Raw genomic sequence first — 21,818 nt, forward strand, 5'->3', positions numbered from 1 at the left:
TAGCGAGAGGTCCCCTCAGTCCGCCGCCGAGTGCCCGGTCACCTGCCCGTAGACCTCGCGCACCTTCGCCACCATCTCCTCCAGCGTTCCCCGCCCGCTGATGTCCAGGACCCGGACCACCTCGTCGGGGTCGAGGGCGGGGTTGGCGCAGGCCCGCAGCAGCGCGTACTGCACCAGGCTGATGCCGGGGCGCAGCCCCCCGATGGGCTTCCACGTCTCGGGCAGGCGGGGCATCAGGGCCGCGCCGAACTGCCGCACCTCCGCCCCATGCCGGGAGAGGTCGCGCAGCAGCCCCCCGACCGAATGCACGCCGACGTAGTGCAGAAGGCTGGCGAGGCGCTGCGGGCGCTCGGGGTCGGACCAGCCTGACAGGACGGGAAGGCGCAGGGCGGCGGCGAGGTCCTCGTCCAGGTCGTGGACGGGCGAGGTGGCGAGCAGGTACTTCATGCTCTGCGCGTCGATGAACACGCTCTCGGGGTCCTCGGCAACGCGGGCGGGCAGGGTGGCGGCGTAGTCGCGGACCATGCGGTGCAGGACCATGAATTCCTCGTCGGCCATCTCCAGCAGGCCCGCCAGGCGGTAGAAGCGGCGCCTCACCTCGCGCGGCACCGCCTCGCGGTTCTTGTAGCCCAGGTCGTGCTCGATCTCGGCCCAGGCATGCTGGAGGATGGAGCGGATCTGCACCTCGTACCGCGCGCCGGGCAGCTCGGGCACGAGGTCGGGCTCGGCGCGCAGCACGTAATGCACGCCCAGGTAGCCGAAGCGGTCGGGGTCGTGCATTCGCGACTTGTCGATAGAGTGGTCCCAGTCGACGAGGTGGTGCTCCTCCATCAGCCGGGCGACCACGTTCACGTCGCTGGCGAAGTAGGTGATGACCCGCACGCCCACGAGGTCGGTCACGTCCTCCAGCTCCGTGTACCGCCCGGGCTTGCGCCGCAGCTTGTCGCCGAGACTGCCGGGCCTCTTCACCCGCCCCGTGACGTGGTGAATGTTCAGGCCCGCCTCGGTCAGGAGCCTGGTCGTGTGTGCCACCACCGCGTCGCGCAGCCGCTCGTACTCCGGCAGGGCCTCCCGGTACGCCTGCACCAGCGCCTCGCTGTCCATGGTAGGAGCATGATAGGCGCCCGGGACGCCCGGCGAGCCCAGTCCTGTTCAGGGAAGTTTTCGAATTGGGCGTTCAGGGTGCATCCTGTCCCCATGACGACCCCGGCCCCCGCCGTCTCCTTCCCCGCCCCGCGGCGCGTGCCCTACCCCGGCGGGTGCGTCCTCGAACCCGGCCCCTACGCGCTGGACTACCTGCTGAAGTGGCGGGCGGACGTGAAGGTGAAGGGGACAGTCCACGCGGACACGTCCGTCTTCCCCCTCCTGCGCGACCTGCTCGCCGACCCCGCCGCGCACGGCCTGACGCGGGAGGAGGCGGAGGCGGCCCGTGACCGCTTCCTGACCCTGGCCGGTCAGGCCCTGGCCGCCGAGGGGGGCGACCCCGCGTGGCTGGCGCGCGAGTTCAGCCGCTGAGGAGCGCGGGGTGACCGGAGCGCCCGACGAGTTGCGCCCCCCCCTCCCCGGCGAGGCCCTGCACGCCCGGGTCGCCCGCACCCTGCGAGAGGCGATCCTGGCGGGCACGGTCGCCGAGGGCACCCAGCTGCCGGGGCACCGCGCCCTCGCCGCGCGGCTGGGCGTATCGCGCAACACGCTGGTGGACGCGCTCGCCCAACTCGACGCCGAGGGCTACGTGCGGACGCGAGGCCGCAGCGGCACCCGGGTCGCGGTTCCCGGCCCGGCGCGGGTGGAGGAGGCCCAGCCCCCCCTCCCGCTGAGCGCCTGGGCGACGCGGGCGCTGGCGGGTCACGTGCCCGACGCGGGCGGCATCTACGCGGTGGACTTCCGGGTGGGACAGCCCGTGCCCGACCTGTACCCGGCGGGGGCGTGGGCGCAGGCCCTGGCGCGGCAGGCCCGGGCGGCAGGACAGACGGCCCCCCCCGACCCTGACCCCGAACTCGGCCCACTCGAAACCCGCCGCGCCCTCGCCGCCTACCTCAATGCCGAGCGGGGCGCCCGGGTCACCCCCGACATGGTGATGCTGACGGGCGGGACCCAGGCCTCGCTGGACGCCCTCGCCCGGGTCTTTCTGGAGGAGGGCCGGGTCGCGGCACTGGAGGACCCCACCTATCCCGGCGCGCGGGCGGCCCTGGGGGCAACCGGGGCCACCCTCCTCCCCGTTCCGGTGGATGCGGCGGGACTGGACCCGGCGGCGCTGCCGGAGCGGGCGACCCTGCTCTACCTGACCCCGGGGGCGCAGTACCCCACGACGGTCGCGCTCCCCGCCGCGCGGCAAGCGGAGGTGGTCGCCTGGGCGCGGCGGACGGGCGCCCTGATCCTGGAGGACGACTACGCTGCCGACCTGCACCACGCGGCGAGACCCCCGGCAGCGATGCAGGGCCTCGCCCCCGAGCGGGTGATCCTGCTGGGAAGTTTCAGCAAGAGCCTGGCGCCCGTCACCCGCAGCGGCTACCTCGTCGCACCCGAGCGGGTCACGCGGCTCCTCGCCGGGACCCGGCCCCTCACCGACCGGGCCCCCGCCACGCTGGACGCCCTGGCGCTCGCCGACGTGCTCGCCTCGGGAGCCTACGCCCGCCACCTGCGCCGTGCCCGGCAGGTGATCCGCCACCGGCACGAGGTCCTGCTCGCGGCCCTGGCGTCGGCGTTGCCCGGCTGGACGGTCACCCCCGCCCGCGCGGGCCTCCATGTCCACGTGACCCTGCCCCCACCGCTGTCCGAGGAGGAGGCCGTGCGCCTGGCCACCGGGGTAGGGGTGGCCCTGACGCCCGCCGCCCCGCTTGCCCGGCGTCCCCGGCCCCCCGCCGTCCTGCTGGCCTTCGCGCACCTGAGTCCCGACCGCATCCGGGAGGGCGTGGCGCGGCTGGCGGGAGCTTTTACATGGAATCTTAATCCGTAGTCCGGGTTACACTACGGGCAATGCGCTTCCTGCTCCTGGCCCTGGTCGCCGCCGTGGCCCTGCTGTACTTCACCTTCGGCCTGCGCCTGGGCTACGTGACGCTCACGCCCACGCACCTGCTCAACGCCCAGGGCCAGAACAGCTACGCCTACAGCCTGTTCGAGGACGACAAGAGCGTGGGCGTCCAGGGCATCTGCACCGTGCGCGGCGGCCGCGCCACCCTGCGCCTGATCGACCCCTCGGGCACCCAGGTCGCCGGGCAGGAGTGCCCCCCGGGCCGCTGGTCCGTCTCGCTGATCGGCAGCGGGCGCCCCGGCGTCTACCGCCTGTACGTGGATTTCAACCACTACACGGGCACGCTGGATCTGGACGAGGTGCGGGATTAGGGCATTGGACGAAAGAACAGTGTCATGCTGAGCGGATGCGAAGCGTCTCCAGGCGAGCCCCTTCGCGTTAGGCTTTTCTCTCAACAGAGGACAACGCTCTGGTGTCCCTCCCTCTTGGGCTGTTGTGACCCCCTCCCCTTGTGGGAGAGGGCCTGGCGCAGCCAGGGGTGAGGGGGCGCGCCACCGGCGACCTCGGCTCACCAGCGCAGCTCCCAGAGGGTGTTCCGAGTGGAGCTCAAAGCCTGCCTTCGCGTTGCTCAGCATAACAATTCTTCCTGTCCAACGCTCTAGACACCACCATCACGCCTGGAAAACGAAAAAGCCACCCCTTGCGGAGGTGGCCTTCCATGTTGGTTCTTCCGCTTACGCCTGCTGGGCGGCCTTGGCCTTATTCAGGGCCTTCGCCAGGCGGCTCTTCTTGCGGGCCGCGGTGTTCTTGTGCAGGGTGCTGCCCTTGGCAGCCTTGTCGATCAGGCTCTCGGCCTTGCGGTGCAGCTCGGTCGCGTTTTCGGCGCCCGCGCCCGCGGCGGCGACGGCCTTCTTGGTAAAGGTCTTGATGGTGCTCTTGCGGCTGCGGTTGATCAGGCGCCGCTTGAGGCTCTGGCGGTGACGCTTCTGGGCAGACTTGTGACGCAGGGCCATGGTGAACTCTCTTTCTCCCGCTTCTCGCGGGGCGGTTCCCATCATTTGAGGTGAGGGAACGCGAAGCACCGGGGTTTCTCCGGCGCACACGCGGCCCGCCGTTCGCCGGGCGCGTGGTGACCCATCCGGGGATGGGGGCAACCCTGGAAGTGTAGCGGGTGCGGGCCGTGCGGCGCAAGCGGCATACTGAGGCCGTGACAGCGGGCGACGAAAAGACCCCCGAGAAGCGGCAACAGGCCCGCGACGACCTGCTCGCCTACGCCTTCCGGGCGCTCTCGGGCCGAGCACTGACCGAGGCCGAACTCCGCACCCGGTTGCTGCGCCGCACCGATGATGAGACGCTGGCGGCGGAGGTGCTCGCCCGCGTGCAGGAGCTGGGCTACCAGAACGACGAGGGGGTGGCGCGGGCGGAGGGAAGCCGCCGTGGCGTGGGTGGCTTCCGGGTGCGCCAGACCCTCAAACGCCGCGGCGTGACGGAGAGGCTGATCGAGGAGACGCTCGCCACCCGCGATCCGGACGAGGAGCAGGCCGACGCGACCGCCCTGCTGGAGCGCCGCTGGCCGAGTTTTGCCCGCAAGCGTGACCCCCGGGCGAGCGCCTACGCCTTCCTGGCCCGGCGCGGGTTTCCGGGGGCGGTAATCTGGGCGGCGATCCGCCAGGTGTCGGAGACGGCAGGCGAGGCCATGCCTGAGGTGGAGTTGGACGATGACGAGGAGGTGGGGTGATCGTCAGGCAAACCCGTCGCCCTGAACGGACTGAAGGGCCTGCTCTTCCAATGACCTTTGAGATGCTTCGGGTGTGCTCAGCATGACGTCTGCTTCTTTGCTCCCCGGTTGCGGGGCACGCTTGGGGACACCGGAGGCGTGCTTGACACCTCCCGGGGCACCACGTAGACTACCGGGCGCACTGGAAGCGGGCCGAGCCTGACAACTGGGGCCGTGGTTGGACGGGGCGTAGCGCAGCCTGGTAGCGCACTTCGTTCGGGACGAAGGGGTCGGAGGTTCGAATCCTCTCGCCCCGACCACGCTTGAGAGGCCTCCCCTCCCGCGGGAGGCTTTCTTCTTTGTCTGCTCCCCTTCCATCCCGGAGTCTTTTCCATGCGCGTGTTCGCCATCGCCGATCTGCACCTCTCCAGCGTGACGCCCAAGCCCATGACGGTGTTCGGGCCGAACTGGGCCGGGCACCCGGAGCTGCTGTTCGAGCGCTGGCGGGAGGAGGTGCGCCCCGGCGACCTCGTGCTGCTGCCCGGCGACCTCTCGTGGGCGATGCGGCTCCCGGACGCGCTGGCCGACCTCGCCCTGATCGCGGCGCTGCCGGGAACCAAGGTGCTGCTGCGTGGCAATCACGACTACTGGTGGACGAGCGCGGGCAAACTGCGCGCCGCCCTGCCGCCCGACATGCTCGCCATTCAGAACGACGCCGTGCGGGTCGGGAACGTGGTCGTGTGCGGCTCGCGCGGCTGGCTCACGCCCGGCTATGAGCCCCTGAGCGAGGACGACCAGCGGCTGCTGAGCCGCGAGGCCGAACGCCTGCGCCTGAGCACCCAGGCCGCCTCGCGGCTCCGGCAGCCCGGCGACCACCTCCTCCTGATGCTGCACTACCCGCCCGCGAGTCCCCCCTACCCGCCGAACGCGCTGACCCCTGTCATTGAGGCCGCGCGCCCCGACCTCATGGTGTACGGGCACCTGCACGGCGTCAATCCCGAGCGGGCACTGCGGCACGTGAACGGGGTTCCCGCTTTTCTCGTCGCGGCGGACGGGTTGAAGTTCCGGCCGAAGCTGCTGCTGGACACCGGGGAGGGGTGAGGGTCCCGTCATCCCCAGTTCTCCTATCGGATTATCTTATTGAGAAGCATTCCTATTAAGGATAGGATGGGCAGATGTCCTCCCCCCTCCCCCCGCAGGCTACACCCACGCCTGCCCCGCCGCACGACCACACCTTCGTCCTCCAGAAGGTCCAGCCCGCACTGCTCGGCCTGATGGACGGCAGCGTGAGTACCCTGGCACCGATCTTCGCCGCCGCGGGCTTAACCGGAAAACCCATCGACGCCTTTTTCGTGGGCCTGGCGGCCAGTCTGGGCGCGGGCATCAGCATGGGGCTGGCGGAGGCGCTCTCCGACGACGGCAAGGTGAGCGGGCGCGGCACTCCGGTGGTGCGGGGGGTCATCACGGGCTTTGCCACCATCCTCGGCGGGATGCTGCATACCCTGCCCTTCCTGCTGCCCGACCTCCGCACGGCCCTCACGTTGGCCTACGTGGTCGTGCTCGCCGAGCTGGTCGTGATTGCCCTGATCCGCTGGAAATACATGCGGAGCCCGCTGGGGCAGACCATCTTCCAAGTCATCGTGGGCGGCGCGGTGGTGTTCGGCGTCGGCGTGTGGCTGGGCCGCCTCGGCGCGGGGGGGTAACGGGGCACCACATGGCGCCTAGGCCACCCGGCTGACGCGAGGGGCAGAACCTGCACCCCAGACTGAGCCCATGTCCCCGCCGCTGCGAACGACCCTCCACGCCGTCATCGCCCACCCGGACGGCCAGCGGGTGGCGGCGGTGAGTGGAATGCTGCCCAGCGCGGTGGTCACGGAAAACACTTTCGTGGGCAGCGGGATTTCAGGTGCCTTCCCGGCCCTGGCCCCCTGGCTGGCCCCGCTGCGGCGGCTCGGGTTCGCGCGGCTGCCGACGGAGCCGGACGGCACCCTGGTCCGCGAGTCCATCTGGCAGCTTGACCCCGTGACGGACGTGAGCGGCGTGGAGTGGGCGACGCCGGACGCCCTCCCGGAGCACCAGCAATTCTGGGCCGAGTCCGCCCTCACCCCCATTCCGGACCTGCGGCCAGAGTTCGCGCGGCCGGGCTGGGCGGCCGGGGCACTGGCGTGGCTGGACGGGGAATTGCGCGAGCAGGGCCTCACGCGGCGGGGCTGGCCCGACCCCCTCAAGCACTGGGGGATCAGCGCCCTGTGGCGCGTTCCGCTGGTGGAGGGCGGTCCCCTCTACCTGAAAGCCGTCCCCGCCTTCTTCGCGCGGGAGGTGCCCGTCACCTGCCTGCTGTCGCGCGAGATTCCGGGCGCGGCCCCACCCGTCCTGGCCGCCGACACGGGGCGGAACCTGCTGCTCCTCGCCCACGCGGGAGATGTGCCGGACGAGGCGGAGAATGGCGTGACCCTCGCCGCCCACCTCGCCTGGGTGCAGCGGGCGAGTCTCCCTCTGCTGCCCGAATTCCGCGCCCTGGGACTGCCCGACCACGGCCCCGAGTGGGTGACCTCCCTCCTCCCCGAGCTGCTGCGGGACGAGCACTTCATGGTGGGGGAGGCGGAAGGGCTGACCCCGGACGAGGCGGCCAAACTCCGGGCGCTGGAGCCGCGCGTGCGGGAGGCCTGCGCCCGGCTCGCCGCGTCCCCCCTGCCCCGGGTGGCCGGGCACGGCGACCTCCACCGCTGGAACACCGTGCGGGATGGGGAGGGGCAGTGGACGCTCTTGGACTGGTCGGACGCAAGCGTGACCCATCCCTTCCTCGACGCGGACCCCGCTTATCTCGCGCCCGAGGATGCCGGGGCCGACACGCTGGAGGCCGTCGAGAACGCCTATCTGTCGGCCTGGACGGACCTTCTCCCCCTCCCCGAGTTGCGCGCGTTGCTGCGGGAGGCGCGGCTGGTGGGCGAGGTGTACCGGGCGCTGGGGTACACGCACGCGATCAATCTCCACCTGGAGGACCGGGCTGGGTGGCGCGCCGCGCACCTGGAACACCTGCGCGGCCTGCTCTTGCGTGCTGCGGAGCCCGCCTTGCCGCTATCCTGAGGAGCGGAGGCGAGGTTTGCAGGACCCGGACAAGGTACAGGACCGTTTGGTGGCGGACCGCAAGGTGCGCGCCGTCGCGCAGGCGGGGAGCTACGGCACCGACGAGGCCTGGGCGGGCAGCGTGCCGACCCTGGTGGCCTTCGAGCGCGGCCTGCTCTCGCCGCAGACCGAGGCGCGGGCGGGCGTCACCGTGCAGCGCTACCCCTACGAGAAGCTGGAGGCGTGGCGGGACTGGGACGTGGCGCGCGAGGAGGCCCCCGTCGCCCTGCTTGCCACCAGCCGCGTCGTGTACGACCCCACCGGGCACTACGGCCGCATCCAGCGCACCCTCTGGAACCTGAACGAGGAGCGGCTGGCCGCCCACCGCGAGGACCTGCTGGGCCAGGCCGCCGCCCGCCTGGATACCGCGCGGCGCACGTACACCGGCCCCGGGCACGGCGCCCAGGAGCAATTGCTCGCGCTCGCCGAGGCGCGGGAGGTTGCCGTGAGCCTGCTGTACCCCGCCCTGCTCACCCACATCCACGGCTGGCCCGAGTTCGAGATTCGTCTGCCCCACGCCTGGCGGGCGGCGGCCGGGCTGCGCTTTCCCAAGGCCGTGTACCGCCTGGACAACCTCTACGGCTTCGGCGGCGAGGACGAGGCCCGCCGGGTGCTGCTCGCCACCCGCGGCCTGGGCCTGGTCGAGCAGGAGAAACGCGCCCGCGCCGCCTTCCAGTCCGGGTACTACGACGGTGCCGTCCGCTACCTGCGCGACGAGACCGCCCGCACCCACCGGGCCGATCTGGAGCGCTGGACCTACCTCAGCAGCGCCCGGCGGGACAAGCTGGGCACGCTGCTGGGCGTGACCCGCAGCCCCCTGGGGCCCGCCGCGCTCGCCCTGGCCGGTGAGTTGCTGACGGAAGCGCGGGAGGGGCGTTGAGAACACAAAAACCCCGGCTGGGCCGGGGTCTTTCCTGGTGGGCGGTGAGGGATTTGAACCCCCGACCCTACGCTTGTAAGGCGTACGCTCTACCGCTGAGCTAACCGCCCCTGCTCCCTGCCGCTTCCGGCAGCCCGCCCATGCTAGACGGGAGGGAGCACCGGGTCAAGCCGGGGCATCGGGCGGGAACTGCACCCCACCAAGCCGCAGGTTCAGGTCGGCGGCGAGCGAGAGCAGGCGGCCATCACTGCCCGCGGGTCCGGTGAGCAGCACGCCGGTCGGGGTGCCGTCGTGCAAGCCGGTCGGCACGGTCACGCTGGGATACCCGGCCTTCGCGCCCACCGCGTAGCCGTGCAGCCCGGGCCACAGCAGCGCGTCCAACCCCAGGGCGAAGAGGGGATCGAGGCCGCGCGTCCGGGTCTGGTCGAGGTCGCGGGCGCGGGCCTCGCGATAGGCGCGCTCGCTCAGGTCGCCGCGGGTGCCCTGGGCGGCGTACAGCAACGTCTGCCCGTAGCGCTGGAGCCGTTCGGGGTTGGTATCGTTCGCCTCGATGACCTCGGCCAGGCTGCGGGGGCCATCCCGCACTCCGGCCAGATAGGCGTTCAGGTCGTGCTTGAACTCGTACACGAGGACTTCCAGCCGCCAGCCGCTCAGCTCAGGGGCGCTTTCCAGCGTCACGTCCTGGAGGGTGGCCCCGGCCTCGATCAGCACGGCCTCGGCGCGGGAGAGGGAGGCGCGTTCAGCCTCGTCCACCGGGCTGCCGGGCGGGTCTCGCAGCACGCCGATCACGCTGCCCTCCAGCGCCCCGGCCTGCAGCGTCAGGTCGGGGACGGGGATGAGGCGGCTCGCCGCGTCCGTGTCGTCGGGTCCGGCCATCACGCCCAGGAGCAGCGCGGCGTCGCGCACCGAGCGGGTGATCGGCCCGGCAGTGTCCTGGCTGTGGCTGATGGGCACCACGCCCGTGCGGGGAATCAGGCCGACCGTGGGCTTCAGGCCGATCACGCCGCTCTGCTGCGCCGGGCTGAGGATGCTCCCGCTTGTCTCGGTGCCGATAGCGGCCACGCACATTCGGGCGGCGACGGCCACGCCGCTCCCACTGGAGGAGCCTCCGGTATCCAGCCCCTCGCCCCAGGGGTTCACCGTCTGGCCGCCCGCCCCGGAGTAGCCGTTGGGCATCCCCAGCGTCATGAAGTTGGCCCACTCGGTCAGGTTGGCCTTGCCCAGGATGACGGCCCCGGCGGCCCGCAGCCGGGCGACGAGGGGCGCGTCCCGCTCGGGCACGTGCCGGGTCATCAGCAGGCTCCCAGCGGTGGTCGGCAACGCCGCCACGTCGATGTTGTCCTTGATCAGGATGGGCAGGCCGTGCAGGTGCCCGCGCCGCTCGGCGGGCAGGGCGTCGAGGCGTTCGGCGTCGGCCTCCGCCGACTCGTTCACGGTGATGACGGCCCGCAGCCGGGGGTTGAGGGCACGCAGGCGCGCGAGGTATGCCCGCGTCACCTCCTGGGCGGTCAGGTCGCCCCGGCGGGTGGCGGCGCTCAGCGAGGCGGCGTCGAGGTCGAGGATGGGATCGGGAGTGGCGATGGGCACCGCCCGAGTCTATTCCCCGGCGTGTGTCCCTCGTCTACCCACCCCCCGCGCGTCCCGGACGCCGTGCGCTAGCCTGCCGGGATGAACGGGCAGCCGAGCGTGCAGGCGCAGGAGCAGGCCACGGGGGGGCACCTCACCGTCGCCTTTCAGGGCAATTCCGGGGCCTACGGCGAGATCGCCGCGCTGCACGCGCTGAGCAGCGCGGGGGTGCCCCACGCGGGCGTCACCACCCGCGGCTACCCCACCTTCCACGAGGTCGCGCGGGCGGTCGAGCAGGGCGAGGCCGACTACGGCGCCCTGCCCGTCGAGAACAGCCTGATGGGCGCGATCCACCAATCCATCGACCTGCTCAGCGAGACCGAGCTGCACGTGATCGGTGAGGTCGTGGTGCGCGTCAGCCACTGCCTGATGGCCCTGCCCGGCGTGCGGCTTGAGGACGTGCGGCGGGTGGTGAGCCAGCAACCCGCGCTCGACCAATGCACCGGGCTCATCCGCAAGTATGGTCTCCAGCCCGTCGCCGCCCACGACACAGCGGGCAGCGCCAAGGACCTCGCCGCGCGGGGAGCCCGGGACGAGGCCGTGATCGCCTCCGCCCGCGCCGCGGAGCTGTACGGCCTGGACATCCTGGCCCGCGAGATCGAGGACGAGCCCTTCAACTACACCCGCTTTATGCTCCTCTCGCGCCATGAGCCCGTGCCCTCGGACGTGCCGCACAAGATCAGCCTCGTCTTCGCCGTGCGCCACACGCCCGGTTTCCTGGTCGAGACGCTCAGTGAGCTGCGCGGCCTGAACCTTTCGCGCATCGAGTCGCGCCCCCGCCGCGACCGCGCCTGGAGCTACCTGATCTACGTGGATATCGAGGGTCACCCCCAGGACCCCCAGGTCGCCCAGGCCCTCGCCGGAGTGCTGAGAAAGGCGAGCTACGCGAAGATTATCGGGAGTTACCCGAGGGCACTGGAGACGGTGGGATAGGAACGGAAGAGGCGGGAGCCGCAAAAGCTCTCGCCCCCTTCAAAAGACGCTTAACTGGAGATGGTCGCCGTGTCCCGCGCCGCGCCCCAGCCGAAGTAGGCGGCGATCAGGGCGGTGCCCGCGTGCAGCCAGATGTCGTTGCCGTGCAGCGGGGCAAGCCCGAACAGGGTGTTCAGGCCGGGGATCAGGCCCATGATGGCGAGGATGGCGTAAAGGATCGCCAGGCCACGGGAAAAACTGACGGCCGCGCCGAAGGAGCCCGCGCTCGCCAGCCCCCAGGCCCCGATGGCAAGGTGAACGATGTTGTGCATCAGGTTGACGGGGAACAGCCCGAGCAGGTTGCCGTGGAAGGCCCCGACAGCGACGTGGGGGCCTGTCGGGGCCGAGAGCAGGGCGGGGACGAACCCCAGAATGCCGACGAGCAGGTAGATGATGCCTGCGACCCGTGCAAAAGTCCGTACCATACGACCCTCCTGTACCCGGAACGGGCGGGGACGTGAGTGGTTTTCCGTCCTCCACGTCACTGCCTGCATTCATGCACGCTGGGGGCTCCATTCCCTCACAGCTCGCCACAGCCTTCCTTTACCTACCGGGGGCCTGGGGCAGAGTTGCGAGAGGTAGCGGCGGACTCTGCCCCTACAACACCTCCACCGCCAATGCCCGCACCACCAGGGCCTCCTGACGGAACTCCCGGCGCAGAGTCTCGCGGTACCCGGCCCACCAGTCGCGGTCCAGTTCCTCCACCATGACCTCGTAGACCACCACGTCGTCGCGCACCGTCTGGTCGCCGTCCTTCCACAGGCCAGCGGCGGGGGCGCGGACGTGGGCGGTCAGGCCGCCGAAGCGTTCGGTGAGGGTCCGGCGGATCGGGGCATACCTGACCTGCTCGAAGGGTTGACCCGCGTTGTCGTAGAGGGGAAGGAGGAGTTGGACGAGGTGCATAGTTGCGGCCATTGTTCCTTCTTCACCGCTCCTTGTCTGCCTTTCCCCACCTTCGGCCCGCCCCGGCTCACGCTATCCTTGGGAAGTCGTGCCCCCTGGCACGGCCATCCAGAGCGCCCGAGGGAATTTCCTGCCCAAGGACGGCGCGGCAACCGGCCCCCATCACGGCAGCGGTGCCCATCCGGGAAAGCTCCTGCCTCATGCGGCCAACGATGGCGCGGCGGGAGACGATGGCCCAGAGGCGGCGCAAGAGCGCATTCGAGGTTTCACGGGCGGCGAGATGTAGAGGCGCGGCCCGTTTTCCCACCGGGGGGATTGCATGGCGGCAGACACACAGGACATTCGCGCCCACGCGCGGGAACGGATTCTGATCCTCGACGGAGCCTGGGGCACCATGCTCCAGCGGGCCGGGCTGACGGAAGGCGACTTCCGCTGGGACGGCGCCGACCCTCTGCGGATGTACCGGGGCAACTTCGACCTGCTGCAACTCACGCGCCCCGACGTGATCCGGGATGTCCACCGCGCCTACTTCGAGTCCGGGGCGGATATCGCCAGCACGAACACCTTCAATTCAACCGCGATTTCACAGGCGGACTACGGCACCAAACATCTCGTTCGCGCGATGAATGAGGCGGGGGCGCGGCTGGCCCGCGAGGTCGCCGACGAGTTCGAGGCCCGCGACGGTCGGCCCCGCTGGGTCGCCGGGTCGGTCGGTCCGACGAACCGCACGGCCACCCTCTCCCCCGATGTGGAGCGGCCCGACTTCCGCAACGTGACCTTCGACGATCTGGTCGCCGCCTATGTGGAGCAGGTCGAGGGGCTGATCGTGGGAGGCGCCGACCTTATCCTGATCGAGACGGTGTTCGACACGCTGAACGCGAAGGCGGCCCTCTTCGCCTGTGAGGAAGCGTTTGCCCGGGCCGGGAAGACGCTCCCCATCATGCTCTCGGGCACGATCACGGACGCCTCCGGGCGCACGCTGAGCGGGCAGACGCCGGAAGCGTTCGTGGTGAGCACCGAGCACGCCAACCTCTTCAGCGTCGGGCTGAACTGCGCGCTCGGCGCCGACCTCCTGCGGCCCCACCTGCGCGCGATTGCGGCGAATACGGAGACGCTGGTCAGCGTCCACCCCAACGCGGGCCTCCCCAACGCGTTCGGCGAGTACGACGAGACGCCGGAGCATACGGCCTCCGTCCTGCGCTCCTTCGCCGAGGAGGGGCTGGTCAACATCGTGGGGGGCTGCTGCGGCACCACACCCGAGCACATCCGGGCGATTGCGGACGCGGTGGCGGGCCTTTCCCCGCGCGTCGCCCCAAAGCTGCCCCCCTACCTCCGCCTGAGCGGTCTGGAAGCCTTCACCGTCACCCCGGAAACCAACTTCGTGAACGTGGGCGAGCGGACGAACGTGACGGGCAGCCCGAAGTTCGCCAAGGCGATCCTGGCGGGCGACTTTGACGCGGGCCTGAAGATCGCGCGGCAGCAGGTGCAGAACGGCGCCCAGCTCGTGGACGTGAACTTCGACGAGGGGATGCTCGACGGCGAGGCGGCGATGGTCCGCTTCCTCAACCTGCTCGCGGGCGAGCCGGACATCTCGCGCGTGCCGCTGATGCTCGATTCCTCCAGGTGGGAGATTCTGGAGGCGGGCCTCAAGCGGGTGCAAGGCAAGGCAGTCGTGAACTCCATCAGCCTCAAGGATGGCGAGGAGAAGTTTCTGGAGCGGGCAAGGCTCCTGCGGCGGTATGGGGCAGCGGCGGTCGTCATGGCCTTCGACGAGGGGGGGCAGGCGGACAATCTGGAGCGCCGCATTGACATCTGCTCGCGCGCCTACCGGCTGCTGACCGAACAGGCCGCCTTCCCCCCGCAGGACATCATTTTCGACCCTAACGTGCTGACGGTGGCGACGGGCATCGAGGAGCACGACCGCTACGCGCTGGACTTCATCGAGGCGACGCGCTGGATCAAGGGGAACCTGCCGGGCGCTCTCGTCTCGGGCGGCATCTCCAACGTGTCCTTCGCCTTCCGGGGCAACAACCATGTTCGCGAGGCGATGCACGCCGTCTTCCTGTACCACGCGATCCGCGCCGGGCTCGACATGGGCATCGTGAATGCGGGGATGCTCGCCGTGTACGAGGACATCGAGCCCGAATTGCGTGACGCGGTCGAGGACGTGATCCTGGCCCGCCACCCGGAGGCCACCGAACGCCTGATCCAACTCGCCGAGAGCTACAAGGACGTGAAACGCGAGGCGACCGCCCAGAGCGCGTGGCGGGAGCAGCCCGTCGGAGAACGCCTGAAGCACGCGCTCGTCTCCGGGATCACCGATCACGTGGTCGAGGACGCGGAGGAGGCCTATCAGCTCCTCGGCTCCCCCCTCGCCGTGATCGAGGGGCCGCTGATGGATGGCATGAACGTGGTCGGGGACCTGTTCGGCGCCGGGAAGATGTTCCTGCCGCAGGTGGTCAAGTCTGCCCGGGTGATGAAACGTGCGGTGGCCCACCTCACCCCGTACCTCGAAGCGCAGCAGACCGGGCAGGGCGGTAAGGGCAAGGTCCTCCTCGCTACCGTGAAGGGCGACGTTCACGACATCGGCAAGAACATCGTGGGTGTGGTGCTCGCCTGCAACGGCTACCAGGTGACCGACCTGGGCGTGATGGTGCCGACCGAGAAGATTCTGGACACGGCACACGAGTTAGGGGTGGACGTGATCGGTCTCTCGGGCCTGATCACCCCCAGCCTCGACGAGATGGTGACCGTGGCGCGCGAGATGACGCGGCGGGGCCTGGACACCCCGCTCCTGATCGGCGGCGCGACGACCAGCCGGGCGCACACGGCGGTCAAGATCGACCCGGCCTATGAGGGCACGGTGGTCCATGTGGCCGATGCCAGCCGCGCGGTCGGCGTGGTGGGCGACCTCCTCTCCCAGCCGGAGGCCCTGCGGGAGCGGGTACGGGACGAGTATGAGGTCCTCCGGGAGCGGCACGGCGAGCGGAAGGTGCGGCTGGTTTCCCTTTCGGAAGCCCGCGCCCGTGCCCCCCGCCTCTCACCCGCCCGGCCACCTGCTCCCCGTGAACCCGGACGCCAGATCATCGAGCAGCCCATCGCCGAACTGCTGGACTACATCGACTGGACGCCCTTTTTCATCGCCTGGGAGATGAAGGGCATCTATCCAAACATCCTGACCGACCCCCTGCGCGGGGCGGAGGCGCGGCAACTCTTTGACGACGCCCAGGCCCTGCTCCGCCGTATCGTGGACGAGGGCTTGCTGAGGGCGCGCGGGGTGATCGGCCTGTGGCCCGCGCACCGGGAGGGCGACGACATCGTGGTGGGGACGGAGGACCACGCGGACACCCTCGACCATCAGACGCACGAACTGGCGGCCGGGCGGGCGCACCTCTCCCCCATTGCCCGCCTCCACACTCTCCGTCAGCAGCGCGACCAGGCAACACCGAACACGGCCCTCGCCGACTTCGTGGGCTTAAAGGGAGATCACGTCGGCGCCTTCGCGGTCGCCATCCACGGAGCGGAGGAGTTGGCGCGCGAGTTCGAGCGGCAGCACGACGATTACAACGCAATCCTCGTCAAAGCAGTGGCTGACCGGCTGGCGGAGGCCTTCGCCGAGAAGCTGCACCGGGACGTTCGCGTGCGCCACTGGGGCTACGCGGAGGGCGAGACGCTGGGCAACGAGGACCTGATCAGGGAGCGGTACGCGGGCATCCGCCCTGCGCCGGGCTACCCCGCCCAGCCCGACCACACCGAGAAACGGACCCTCTTCGGGCTGCTGGATGCCGGGGAGATCGGCCTCTCACTCACCGAGTCGTGCGCGATGTTCCCCGCCGCCGCCGTCTCCGGCCTGTACTTCGCGCACCCCGAGGCGCACTACTTCGCGGTGGGCCGGATCGGGCGTGACCAGGTGGAGGATTACGCGGAGCGCAAGGGCTGGACCGCCGAGGAGGCCGAACGCTGGCTGGGGCCGGTCCTGGCCTACGATCCGGCGAAGCTCCCGCCCCCACAACCCACTGCCCACAGCCCACAACCCGCCGTGGGGGGCGGCCAGTGACCTCTACCCCGAAGACCCGCGTCTCCATCGAACTCGTGCCCCGCAGCCGCAGCGGACTGCGCGCCGAACTGGAGGTCGTGGCGAAGCACCTCCCCGGCATCGACACGGTGAACGTGCCCGACCTGACGCGCTTTTCGACCCGGTCATGGGTGGGCTGCTCCTTCGCGCGGCCCCGCTACCGGGCGATTCCGCATGTACGCGCCGTGGACCTCAACCCGGTCGAGCCCCTGCCGATGGCGGAGACGCTGGAAGCCGCGGGCATTGACGAGGTGCTCGTCATCACCGGGGACGCCCCCGCCGACATGAGCGCGAGGGTCTACGACGTGGACGCCGTACGGGCCATCCGGCGCTTTCGCCGCGAGTTGCCACACCTGCGGGTCTACGCGGGCCTGGACCCCTACCGCCAGAGCTTCGCGCGCGAGCGCGACTACCTGGAGCGCAAGCTGGACGCCGGAGCCTGCGGCTTTTTCACCCAGCCCTTCTTCGACCTGCGACTGATGGACGCCTTCGCCGACCTGATTCCCGAGGGTGTCGAGGTCTGGTGGGGCGCGACCACGGTCACGAACGACGCGACCCTGAACTACTGGCGGGCGCGCAACCACGCCGTCTTTCCGCGCTCCTTCCAGCCGACGCTGGAGTGGAACCGTGACTTCGCCGCGCGGACGCTCGCCTTCGCGCGGGAGCGGGGTCACCACGCCTACTTCATGCCGGTGCGGGCGGACGTGCGGGCGTACCTGGAGGGAATTGTTTAGGAGCGGTCAGAGGTCAGCGGTCGGAAAAAGAAAGCCCCAGCCTAAGCTGGAGCCTGTGGCATCCCTTTCTGACGCCTGACCGCTTAGCTGTTGTCCACCACCAGCGTGAAGCTCTTCGTCGCCTTGCCGTTCGCGGGCACGTCCACACGCAGCTCGGCCTGCGCCTGGTTCTGCCGGGCAGGTGCGGCGTCGATGATGATGCGGCGGCCCCCCACCGTCTCGGTCACGTCGGCGCGGACGGCGCGATCCTTGCCGTTCTCGAAGGTGTAGGTGACCTTATAGGTGCTCCGCACGACGTTGCCCTGCGCGTTCTTCTCGCTGCTCACCGTCTGCACCGTGCGGGTGTAGCGGACATCCGGGTCACTGCCCAGGGTGAACTCGATCTCGGCGCCCTTGGCTGTCTCGGGGATGGTCGTCTGCCCGGCGATGCGGCCCTCCTCGCGCACGGTGATGCTGCCGCCAGGCAGACGCTGGTCGGCCTTCAGGCGGTAGAAGCGGCTGAGGGTGCCGGACGTGTTCTGCGGGGTGAAGTAGGTGTTCAGCCCCGCGTAGCGCTCGAAGCTGGTCAGTTTCGGCGTCAGGAAGGGCAGGGTGACCACGCTGTTCGCGGGCAGGGTGAAGGGGGTGGAGAGGGCGTAGCGATACAGGCCGCGCAGTTCGCCCTGGGAGTTGATCCTGGGGGCAGCGGTGTCAGCCGCAGTGGAGAAGGCTCGGTTCTCCGCGGCCGCGGGCATGGGCACGGGCGCCCCCCCCTGCACCTCCACGTCCCCGGCGTACAGTTCCGTCGTCTTCACGTCGTAGGCGAGGTCGGTGCCGTTGCGAATATCCGCCAGGGCCGAGAGCTGTGCCCCGCCCGTCCCGGCCTTCAGCGTGTAGCGCGGCGCCCACGTCACGGCGCGCGTGAGGTACGACAGGGTGCCGGTGCCCGCCTGCGGCAGCGTAAAGGTCAGCGTCTGAGCGGGCGTCAGGGGGTTGAGGGGAGGCGGCACGTCGAAGCTCAGGTCCTCGTACCGGGCGTTGAGGTAACGGCCCTGCGCGTCCTTCACCAGGAGGTCGCGGGCACGGATCAGGGTGACGGGCTGCGGCGCCTCGTCCCCCCGTTTCAGGTACACCGTCTTGCCCTCCAGCGAGGCGAGCCAGTTCGCCTCCTGCCGCTGCACCGCGCTCGTGAAGTTCAACCCCTCCAGGTCGAGCGTGCCGGGGATCAACCCCGCCCAGGCCGCCTCGGGGAGAGAGACGGACAGGGTCGTGCCGCTCGCCCGCACGGGCTCCCGCACTTCGGTGAAGCTGGGGTAGATGCGAAGGTCCGCCGCCGAGGCCGTGCCGAGCAGCAGGGCTGCCGCCGTCATGAGAGTCCGTTTCACAGCTGCATCCTGCCCCGAGCCGAATTGTGACGTGTGAGAGGTTTGGTCAGAAACGCGACAGCTTCGGGACCACAAAAAAGACCCCCGCACGGGGCGAGGGTCTCAGACGGCTGATTGCTTACAAAATGTCGTCGCGGATGCAGGCCTTGAAGTGGCCGGGCGCGACCTCGCGCAGCTCGGGCACGATGCGGGCGCAGTCGTCCACCGCGTAGCGGCAGCGGGTGCGGAACACGCAGCCCGAGGGCGGGTTGATCGGGCTGGGAATGTCGCCCTCCAGGATGATGCGCTGGCGCTTCACCGTGGGGTCGGGCACGGGCGCGGCGGAGAGCAGCGCTTCCGTGTAGGGGTGCTTGGGGTTGTTGTTCAGCTCGCGGCTGGAGGCGATCTCCATCACGCGGCCCAGGTACATCACGATGATGCGGTCGCAGATGTACTCGACCACCGCGAGGTCGTGCGCGATGAACAGCACCGTCAGGCCCAGCTCCTCCTGGAGGTCCTGAAGGAGGTTCACGACCTGCGCCTGGATGGACACGTCGAGCGCCGAGACCGGCTCGTCCGCCACGATGAAGGAGGGGTCCACCGCGAGCGCGCGGGCGATCCCGATACGCTGGCGCTGCCCGCCCGAGAACTCGTGGGGGTAGCGGCGCATGTGCTCGGGGCGCAGACCGACCTTCTGGAGCAGCTCGGCGATGCGGTCCACCCGCTGCCTGCCCGGATTCAGGTTGTGGATCTGCATCGCCTCGCCAATGATGTCCGACACCGTCATGCGCGGGTTGAGGCTGGCGAAGGGGTCCTGGAAGATAATCTGCATCTCCCGGCGGTAGTCGCGCATCTGCCCCTTGGAGAGCTTGGTGATGTCCGTGCCGTTGAAGATGACCTGCCCGCCCGTCGGCTCAATCAGGCGCAGGATCGCGCGGCCCGCCGTGGTCTTGCCCGAGCCCGACTCGCCCACCAGGCCGACGACCTCGCCGCGGCCCAGCTTGAAGGACACGTCGTTCACGGCCTTCACGTTCCCGACCACACGCGAGAGCAACCCGCCGCGAATGGGGAAGTACTTCTCCAGGTTGTTCACTTCCAGCAGCGTCTCGCCGGTGGGGGGACCCTCACGCCTGCCTGTGGTGACGTGGGGAACGGCAGTCGCAATCGTGGTGCTGCTCGTCATGCGCTCACCTCCTGCTGGACCTGCTCGAACTCGTGCCAGCGGATGCAGCGCGCGGTGTGCCCGTTCCCCGTGTCGAAGAGGGGCGGCACCGCCTCACGGCAGGCCTCGACCGCGAACTTGCATCTGGGCTCGAAGGGGCAGCCGGGCGGCAGGTTCAGCGGGTTGGGCACGTTGCCGGGAATGGCTTCCAGGCGGCTCTTGGGCTGGCCGGGTTCGTGAATGTGCACGCCCGGCCGGGGAATGGAGTTCAGCAGCCCCATCGTGTAGGGGTGGCGCGGCGCCTTGAAGATCTCCACCACGTCACCTTCCTCGACCACACGCCCGCCGTACATCACGACCACCCGGTCGGCCATCTCGGCGACCACGCCCAGGTTGTGGGTGATGAACATGATGCTCATGCCGATATCGCGCTGAAGCTTTCGCATCAGGTCCAGAATCTGCGCCTGGATCGTCACGTCGAGCGCGGTGGTCGGCTCGTCGGCGATCAGAAGGGCCGGGTTGCACGAGAGGGCCATGGCGATCATCACGCGCTGGCGCATCCCGCCGGACATCTGGTGTGGGTACTCGTTCACACGCTTTTCCGGGGCTGGGATGCCCACGAAGCGCAGCATGTCGGTCGCCACGCCCATCGCGTCACGCCGGTTCTTACCCTGGTGGAGCATGACCGCCTCGGCGATCTGGTCCCCCACGGTGTACACCGGGTTCAGACTGGTCATGGGCTCCTGGAAGATCATCGAGATGTCGTTGCCGCGAATCTTCCGCATCTCGGACTCGGACATCTTCACGATGTCCCGCTGGACCCCGTCCTTGCCGGTGAAGAGGATTTCACCACCCTCAATGCGGCCCGGGGGCACGGGGATCAGGCGCATGATGCTCAGGCTGGTCACGCTCTTGCCCGAGCCGGACTCGCCCACCACCGCCAGCGTCTCGCCCTTGTTGATGTGGAAGGTCACCCCGTCCACGCTCTTCACCACACCGTCGTCGGTGTTGAAGTACGTCCTCAGGCCGTTCACGGCCAGCAACACTTCACCCTGATGGGTCATCTTTCCTCCAGCCTTGGCTGCGTCACTTTGCGGAACATGCACATCATCATACAGTCAGCCCTGAGCCTCGCGTGTAGGTGCGGCGCTCATCGGCGCTTGCGCGGGTCGAAGGCGTCCCGCAGGCCGTCCCCGAGAAGCTGGTAGCACATCACGGTCAACACGATGAAGAAGCCGGGAATCAGCACCCAGGGCCGCTGGGTGATGGAGGCGAAGCCGCCCTCCTGCGCCTTGTTCAGCAGGCTGCCCCAAGAGGCATAGGGTTCCACCGCGCCGATGCCCAGGAAGCTCAAGCCGGACTCCAGCAGGATTGTGGCCGGGATGGAGAGGCTCAGGCCCACGATCAGGTAGGTGGTCATCGACGGCAGCATGTGCCGCCACATGATGCGGCTGTTGGACGCCCCCAGCGAGGTCGCGGCGGCCACGTAGTCCTGCTCGCGCACACTGAGCAGTTGGCCGCGCACCACGCGCGCCAGGCCGCCCCAACTGATGAAGGCCAGGATGCCCAAGATGATGTACAGCGCCAGGATCGGGTTGACGTTCTGCGGGAAGATGGAGCGCAGCAGGATCACCAGGAAGAGGTACGGGATCGCGGCAATCACCTCGATGAGACGTTGGATGATGTTGTCGACCCAGCCACCGAAATAGGCCGACATGGCCCCCATCAACATGCCGATCAGGGTCGAGAGCAGCACCGAGGCCACCCCGATGGTCAGCGAGATCTGCGAGGCGTACAGCGTCCGGCTGAACAAGTCGCGGCCCAGCGAGTCCCCGCCGAACAGGTACACGTTGCAAGTCTCGTTTCCGGTGCCGAACAGGTGCAGGTTACTGGGAATGATGCCCAGGATGCGGTAGCTGTCGCCCCGCACTCCGAAGTAGATCGGGCAACGCTCCTTGGTCGGCCGGTACTCGTTGACGAAGGTATCCGGGTTGAGCTGCTGCGAGTAGTTGTAGACGAAGGGGCGCGTGAAGCCGTTCTCGGTGCGGATATGCACGGGTGTCGGCGGGTGATAGGGCGTGAGGTTGGTGGTGCTGTACTCGGACAGCCCAGCTGGAGCGAGAAAACCAGCGAACAGCGCCATCAGGTACAGCAGGATCAGCAGAAAGCCGCCGAATTTCGCCAGCGAGTTCTTGCGGAACTGGTTGAGCGCCACCGAGAACTGCGACTGGGACCGGCGAGCAGCCGGGGCGGGAGTGGACGTGGCGGGAACGCTCATGCCTGTTCCTCCATCTGCAAAAAGTGAGCAC

Annotated in this window: 21 protein-coding genes and 2 tRNA genes; 13 read left to right on the forward strand and 10 right to left on the reverse strand. The window is 69.6% G+C overall.

Annotated elements, in window-relative coordinates:
* Positions 1 to 15: 15 nt before the first annotated feature.
* Entirely contained in the window at positions 16 to 1,104 is a 1,089-nt protein-coding gene (locus F784_RS0118990) for a GTP pyrophosphokinase (RefSeq protein WP_019588311.1), read from the reverse strand.
* Between the two features lie 93 nt (positions 1,105 to 1,197).
* Between F784_RS0118990 and F784_RS0118995 the strand changes: the two genes are divergently transcribed.
* From F784_RS0118995 to F784_RS0119005, 3 genes are read left to right on the forward strand one after another with little or no spacing between them, the layout of a single operon-like run.
* Entirely contained in the window at positions 1,198 to 1,515 is a 318-nt protein-coding gene (locus tag F784_RS0118995) for a hypothetical protein (RefSeq protein ID WP_019588312.1), read from the forward strand.
* Between the two features lie 10 nt (positions 1,516 to 1,525).
* Positions 1,526 to 2,956, forward strand: coding sequence for a MocR-like pyridoxine biosynthesis transcription factor PdxR (gene pdxR, locus F784_RS0119000; RefSeq protein WP_019588313.1), 1,431 nt, complete (start codon positions 1,526 to 1,528; stop codon positions 2,954 to 2,956).
* A gap of 20 nt (positions 2,957 to 2,976) precedes the next feature.
* Entirely contained in the window at positions 2,977 to 3,342 is a 366-nt protein-coding gene (locus tag F784_RS0119005) for a hypothetical protein (protein ID WP_019588314.1), read from the forward strand.
* Positions 3,343 to 3,705: 363 nt separating this feature from the next.
* Here the strand turns inward: F784_RS0119005 and rpsT are convergent, their stop codons facing one another.
* The gene (gene rpsT, locus F784_RS0119010; protein WP_019588315.1) at positions 3,706 to 3,984 is read right to left on the reverse strand and encodes a 30S ribosomal protein S20; all 279 of its coding nucleotides are present in this window, start codon (positions 3,982 to 3,984) and stop codon (positions 3,706 to 3,708) included.
* Positions 3,985 to 4,178: 194 nt separating this feature from the next.
* On the opposite strand from rpsT, the gene F784_RS23845 reads away from it, so the two are divergent.
* From F784_RS23845 to F784_RS0119040, 6 genes are all read left to right on the forward strand, one after another.
* Complete coding sequence (locus F784_RS23845) at positions 4,179 to 4,709, forward strand: regulatory protein RecX (protein WP_245557949.1); 531 nt, start codon at positions 4,179 to 4,181, stop codon at positions 4,707 to 4,709.
* Between the two features lie 222 nt (positions 4,710 to 4,931).
* Positions 4,932 to 5,008: transfer RNA gene (locus F784_RS0119020), tRNA-Pro, on the forward strand.
* 73 nt (positions 5,009 to 5,081) lie between these two features.
* Positions 5,082 to 5,789 carry a metallophosphoesterase gene (locus F784_RS0119025; RefSeq protein WP_019588317.1) on the forward strand — a complete coding sequence of 236 codons (708 nt, stop codon included), beginning with the start codon at positions 5,082 to 5,084 and terminating at the stop codon, positions 5,787 to 5,789.
* Between the two features lie 74 nt (positions 5,790 to 5,863).
* Entirely contained in the window at positions 5,864 to 6,391 is a 528-nt protein-coding gene (locus F784_RS0119030; protein ID WP_019588318.1) for a VIT1/CCC1 transporter family protein, read from the forward strand.
* Between the two features lie 70 nt (positions 6,392 to 6,461).
* The gene (locus F784_RS0119035) at positions 6,462 to 7,775 is read left to right on the forward strand and encodes an aminoglycoside phosphotransferase family protein (RefSeq protein ID WP_019588319.1); all 1,314 of its coding nucleotides are present in this window, start codon (positions 6,462 to 6,464) and stop codon (positions 7,773 to 7,775) included.
* Positions 7,776 to 7,791: 16 nt separating this feature from the next.
* On the forward strand, positions 7,792 to 8,694 hold the full coding sequence (locus tag F784_RS0119040) for a hypothetical protein (RefSeq protein ID WP_019588320.1): 903 nt from the start codon (positions 7,792 to 7,794) through the stop codon (positions 8,692 to 8,694).
* A gap of 35 nt (positions 8,695 to 8,729) precedes the next feature.
* Here the strand turns inward: F784_RS0119040 and F784_RS0119045 are convergent.
* Together F784_RS0119045 and F784_RS0119050 are read right to left on the reverse strand one after the other, a co-directional pair.
* A tRNA-Val gene (locus F784_RS0119045) sits at positions 8,730 to 8,804 on the reverse strand.
* 55 nt (positions 8,805 to 8,859) lie between these two features.
* Positions 8,860 to 10,281 (reverse strand): amidase family protein, encoded by a 1,422-nt coding sequence (locus tag F784_RS0119050; RefSeq protein ID WP_019588321.1) that lies wholly within the window; start codon positions 10,279 to 10,281, stop codon positions 8,860 to 8,862.
* A gap of 81 nt (positions 10,282 to 10,362) precedes the next feature.
* Between F784_RS0119050 and F784_RS0119055 the strand changes: the two genes are divergently transcribed.
* Complete coding sequence (locus F784_RS0119055) at positions 10,363 to 11,253, forward strand: prephenate dehydratase (RefSeq protein ID WP_019588322.1); 891 nt, start codon at positions 10,363 to 10,365, stop codon at positions 11,251 to 11,253.
* 50 nt (positions 11,254 to 11,303) lie between these two features.
* Here F784_RS0119055 and F784_RS0119060 read toward each other — a convergent pair whose 3' ends face one another.
* Together F784_RS0119060 and F784_RS0119065 are read right to left on the reverse strand one after the other, a co-directional pair.
* Complete coding sequence (locus tag F784_RS0119060) at positions 11,304 to 11,717, reverse strand: DUF4383 domain-containing protein (protein ID WP_019588323.1); 414 nt, start codon at positions 11,715 to 11,717, stop codon at positions 11,304 to 11,306.
* Between the two features lie 172 nt (positions 11,718 to 11,889).
* The gene (locus tag F784_RS0119065) at positions 11,890 to 12,207 is read right to left on the reverse strand and encodes a hypothetical protein (RefSeq protein ID WP_245557951.1); all 318 of its coding nucleotides are present in this window, start codon (positions 12,205 to 12,207) and stop codon (positions 11,890 to 11,892) included.
* 76 nt (positions 12,208 to 12,283) lie between these two features.
* On the opposite strand from F784_RS0119065, the gene F784_RS26895 reads away from it, so the two are divergent.
* Genes F784_RS26895 through F784_RS0119080 form a run of 3 tightly spaced genes read left to right on the forward strand, consistent with a single transcriptional unit; the run spans position 12,284 to position 17,004 of the window.
* Complete coding sequence (locus F784_RS26895) at positions 12,284 to 12,481, forward strand: hypothetical protein (protein WP_157465371.1); 198 nt, start codon at positions 12,284 to 12,286, stop codon at positions 12,479 to 12,481.
* Positions 12,482 to 12,514: 33 nt separating this feature from the next.
* On the forward strand, positions 12,515 to 16,252 hold the full coding sequence (gene metH / locus F784_RS0119075) for a methionine synthase (protein ID WP_019588326.1): 3,738 nt from the start codon (positions 12,515 to 12,517) through the stop codon (positions 16,250 to 16,252).
* Positions 16,249 to 17,004: a methylenetetrahydrofolate reductase gene (locus F784_RS0119080; protein WP_019588327.1), complete on the forward strand. Its 756-nt coding sequence runs from the start codon at positions 16,249 to 16,251 to the stop codon at positions 17,002 to 17,004. Before metH ends, F784_RS0119080 begins: the two co-directional genes overlap by 4 nt.
* A gap of 83 nt (positions 17,005 to 17,087) precedes the next feature.
* On the opposite strand, the gene F784_RS0119085 is transcribed toward F784_RS0119080, so the two are convergent.
* The 4 genes from F784_RS0119085 to F784_RS0119100 form a co-directional block, all read right to left on the reverse strand.
* Positions 17,088 to 18,353, reverse strand: a complete 1,266-nt coding sequence (locus F784_RS0119085; RefSeq protein WP_019588328.1) for a DUF4139 domain-containing protein — start codon at positions 18,351 to 18,353, stop codon at positions 17,088 to 17,090.
* 133 nt (positions 18,354 to 18,486) lie between these two features.
* Positions 18,487 to 19,530 carry an ABC transporter ATP-binding protein gene (locus F784_RS0119090; protein WP_019588329.1) on the reverse strand — a complete coding sequence of 348 codons (1,044 nt, stop codon included), beginning with the start codon at positions 19,528 to 19,530 and terminating at the stop codon, positions 18,487 to 18,489.
* On the reverse strand, positions 19,527 to 20,573 hold the full coding sequence (locus F784_RS0119095) for an ABC transporter ATP-binding protein (protein WP_019588330.1): 1,047 nt from the start codon (positions 20,571 to 20,573) through the stop codon (positions 19,527 to 19,529). The genes F784_RS0119090 and F784_RS0119095 overlap by 4 nt, the downstream gene beginning before the upstream one ends.
* A gap of 86 nt (positions 20,574 to 20,659) precedes the next feature.
* Positions 20,660 to 21,787: an ABC transporter permease gene (locus tag F784_RS0119100; protein WP_019588331.1), complete on the reverse strand. Its 1,128-nt coding sequence runs from the start codon at positions 21,785 to 21,787 to the stop codon at positions 20,660 to 20,662.
* Positions 21,788 to 21,818: the final 31 nt, after the last annotated feature.

It is taken from the genome of Deinococcus apachensis DSM 19763 (assembly GCF_000381345.1).
Taxonomy (GTDB): domain Bacteria; phylum Deinococcota; class Deinococci; order Deinococcales; family Deinococcaceae; genus Deinococcus; species Deinococcus apachensis.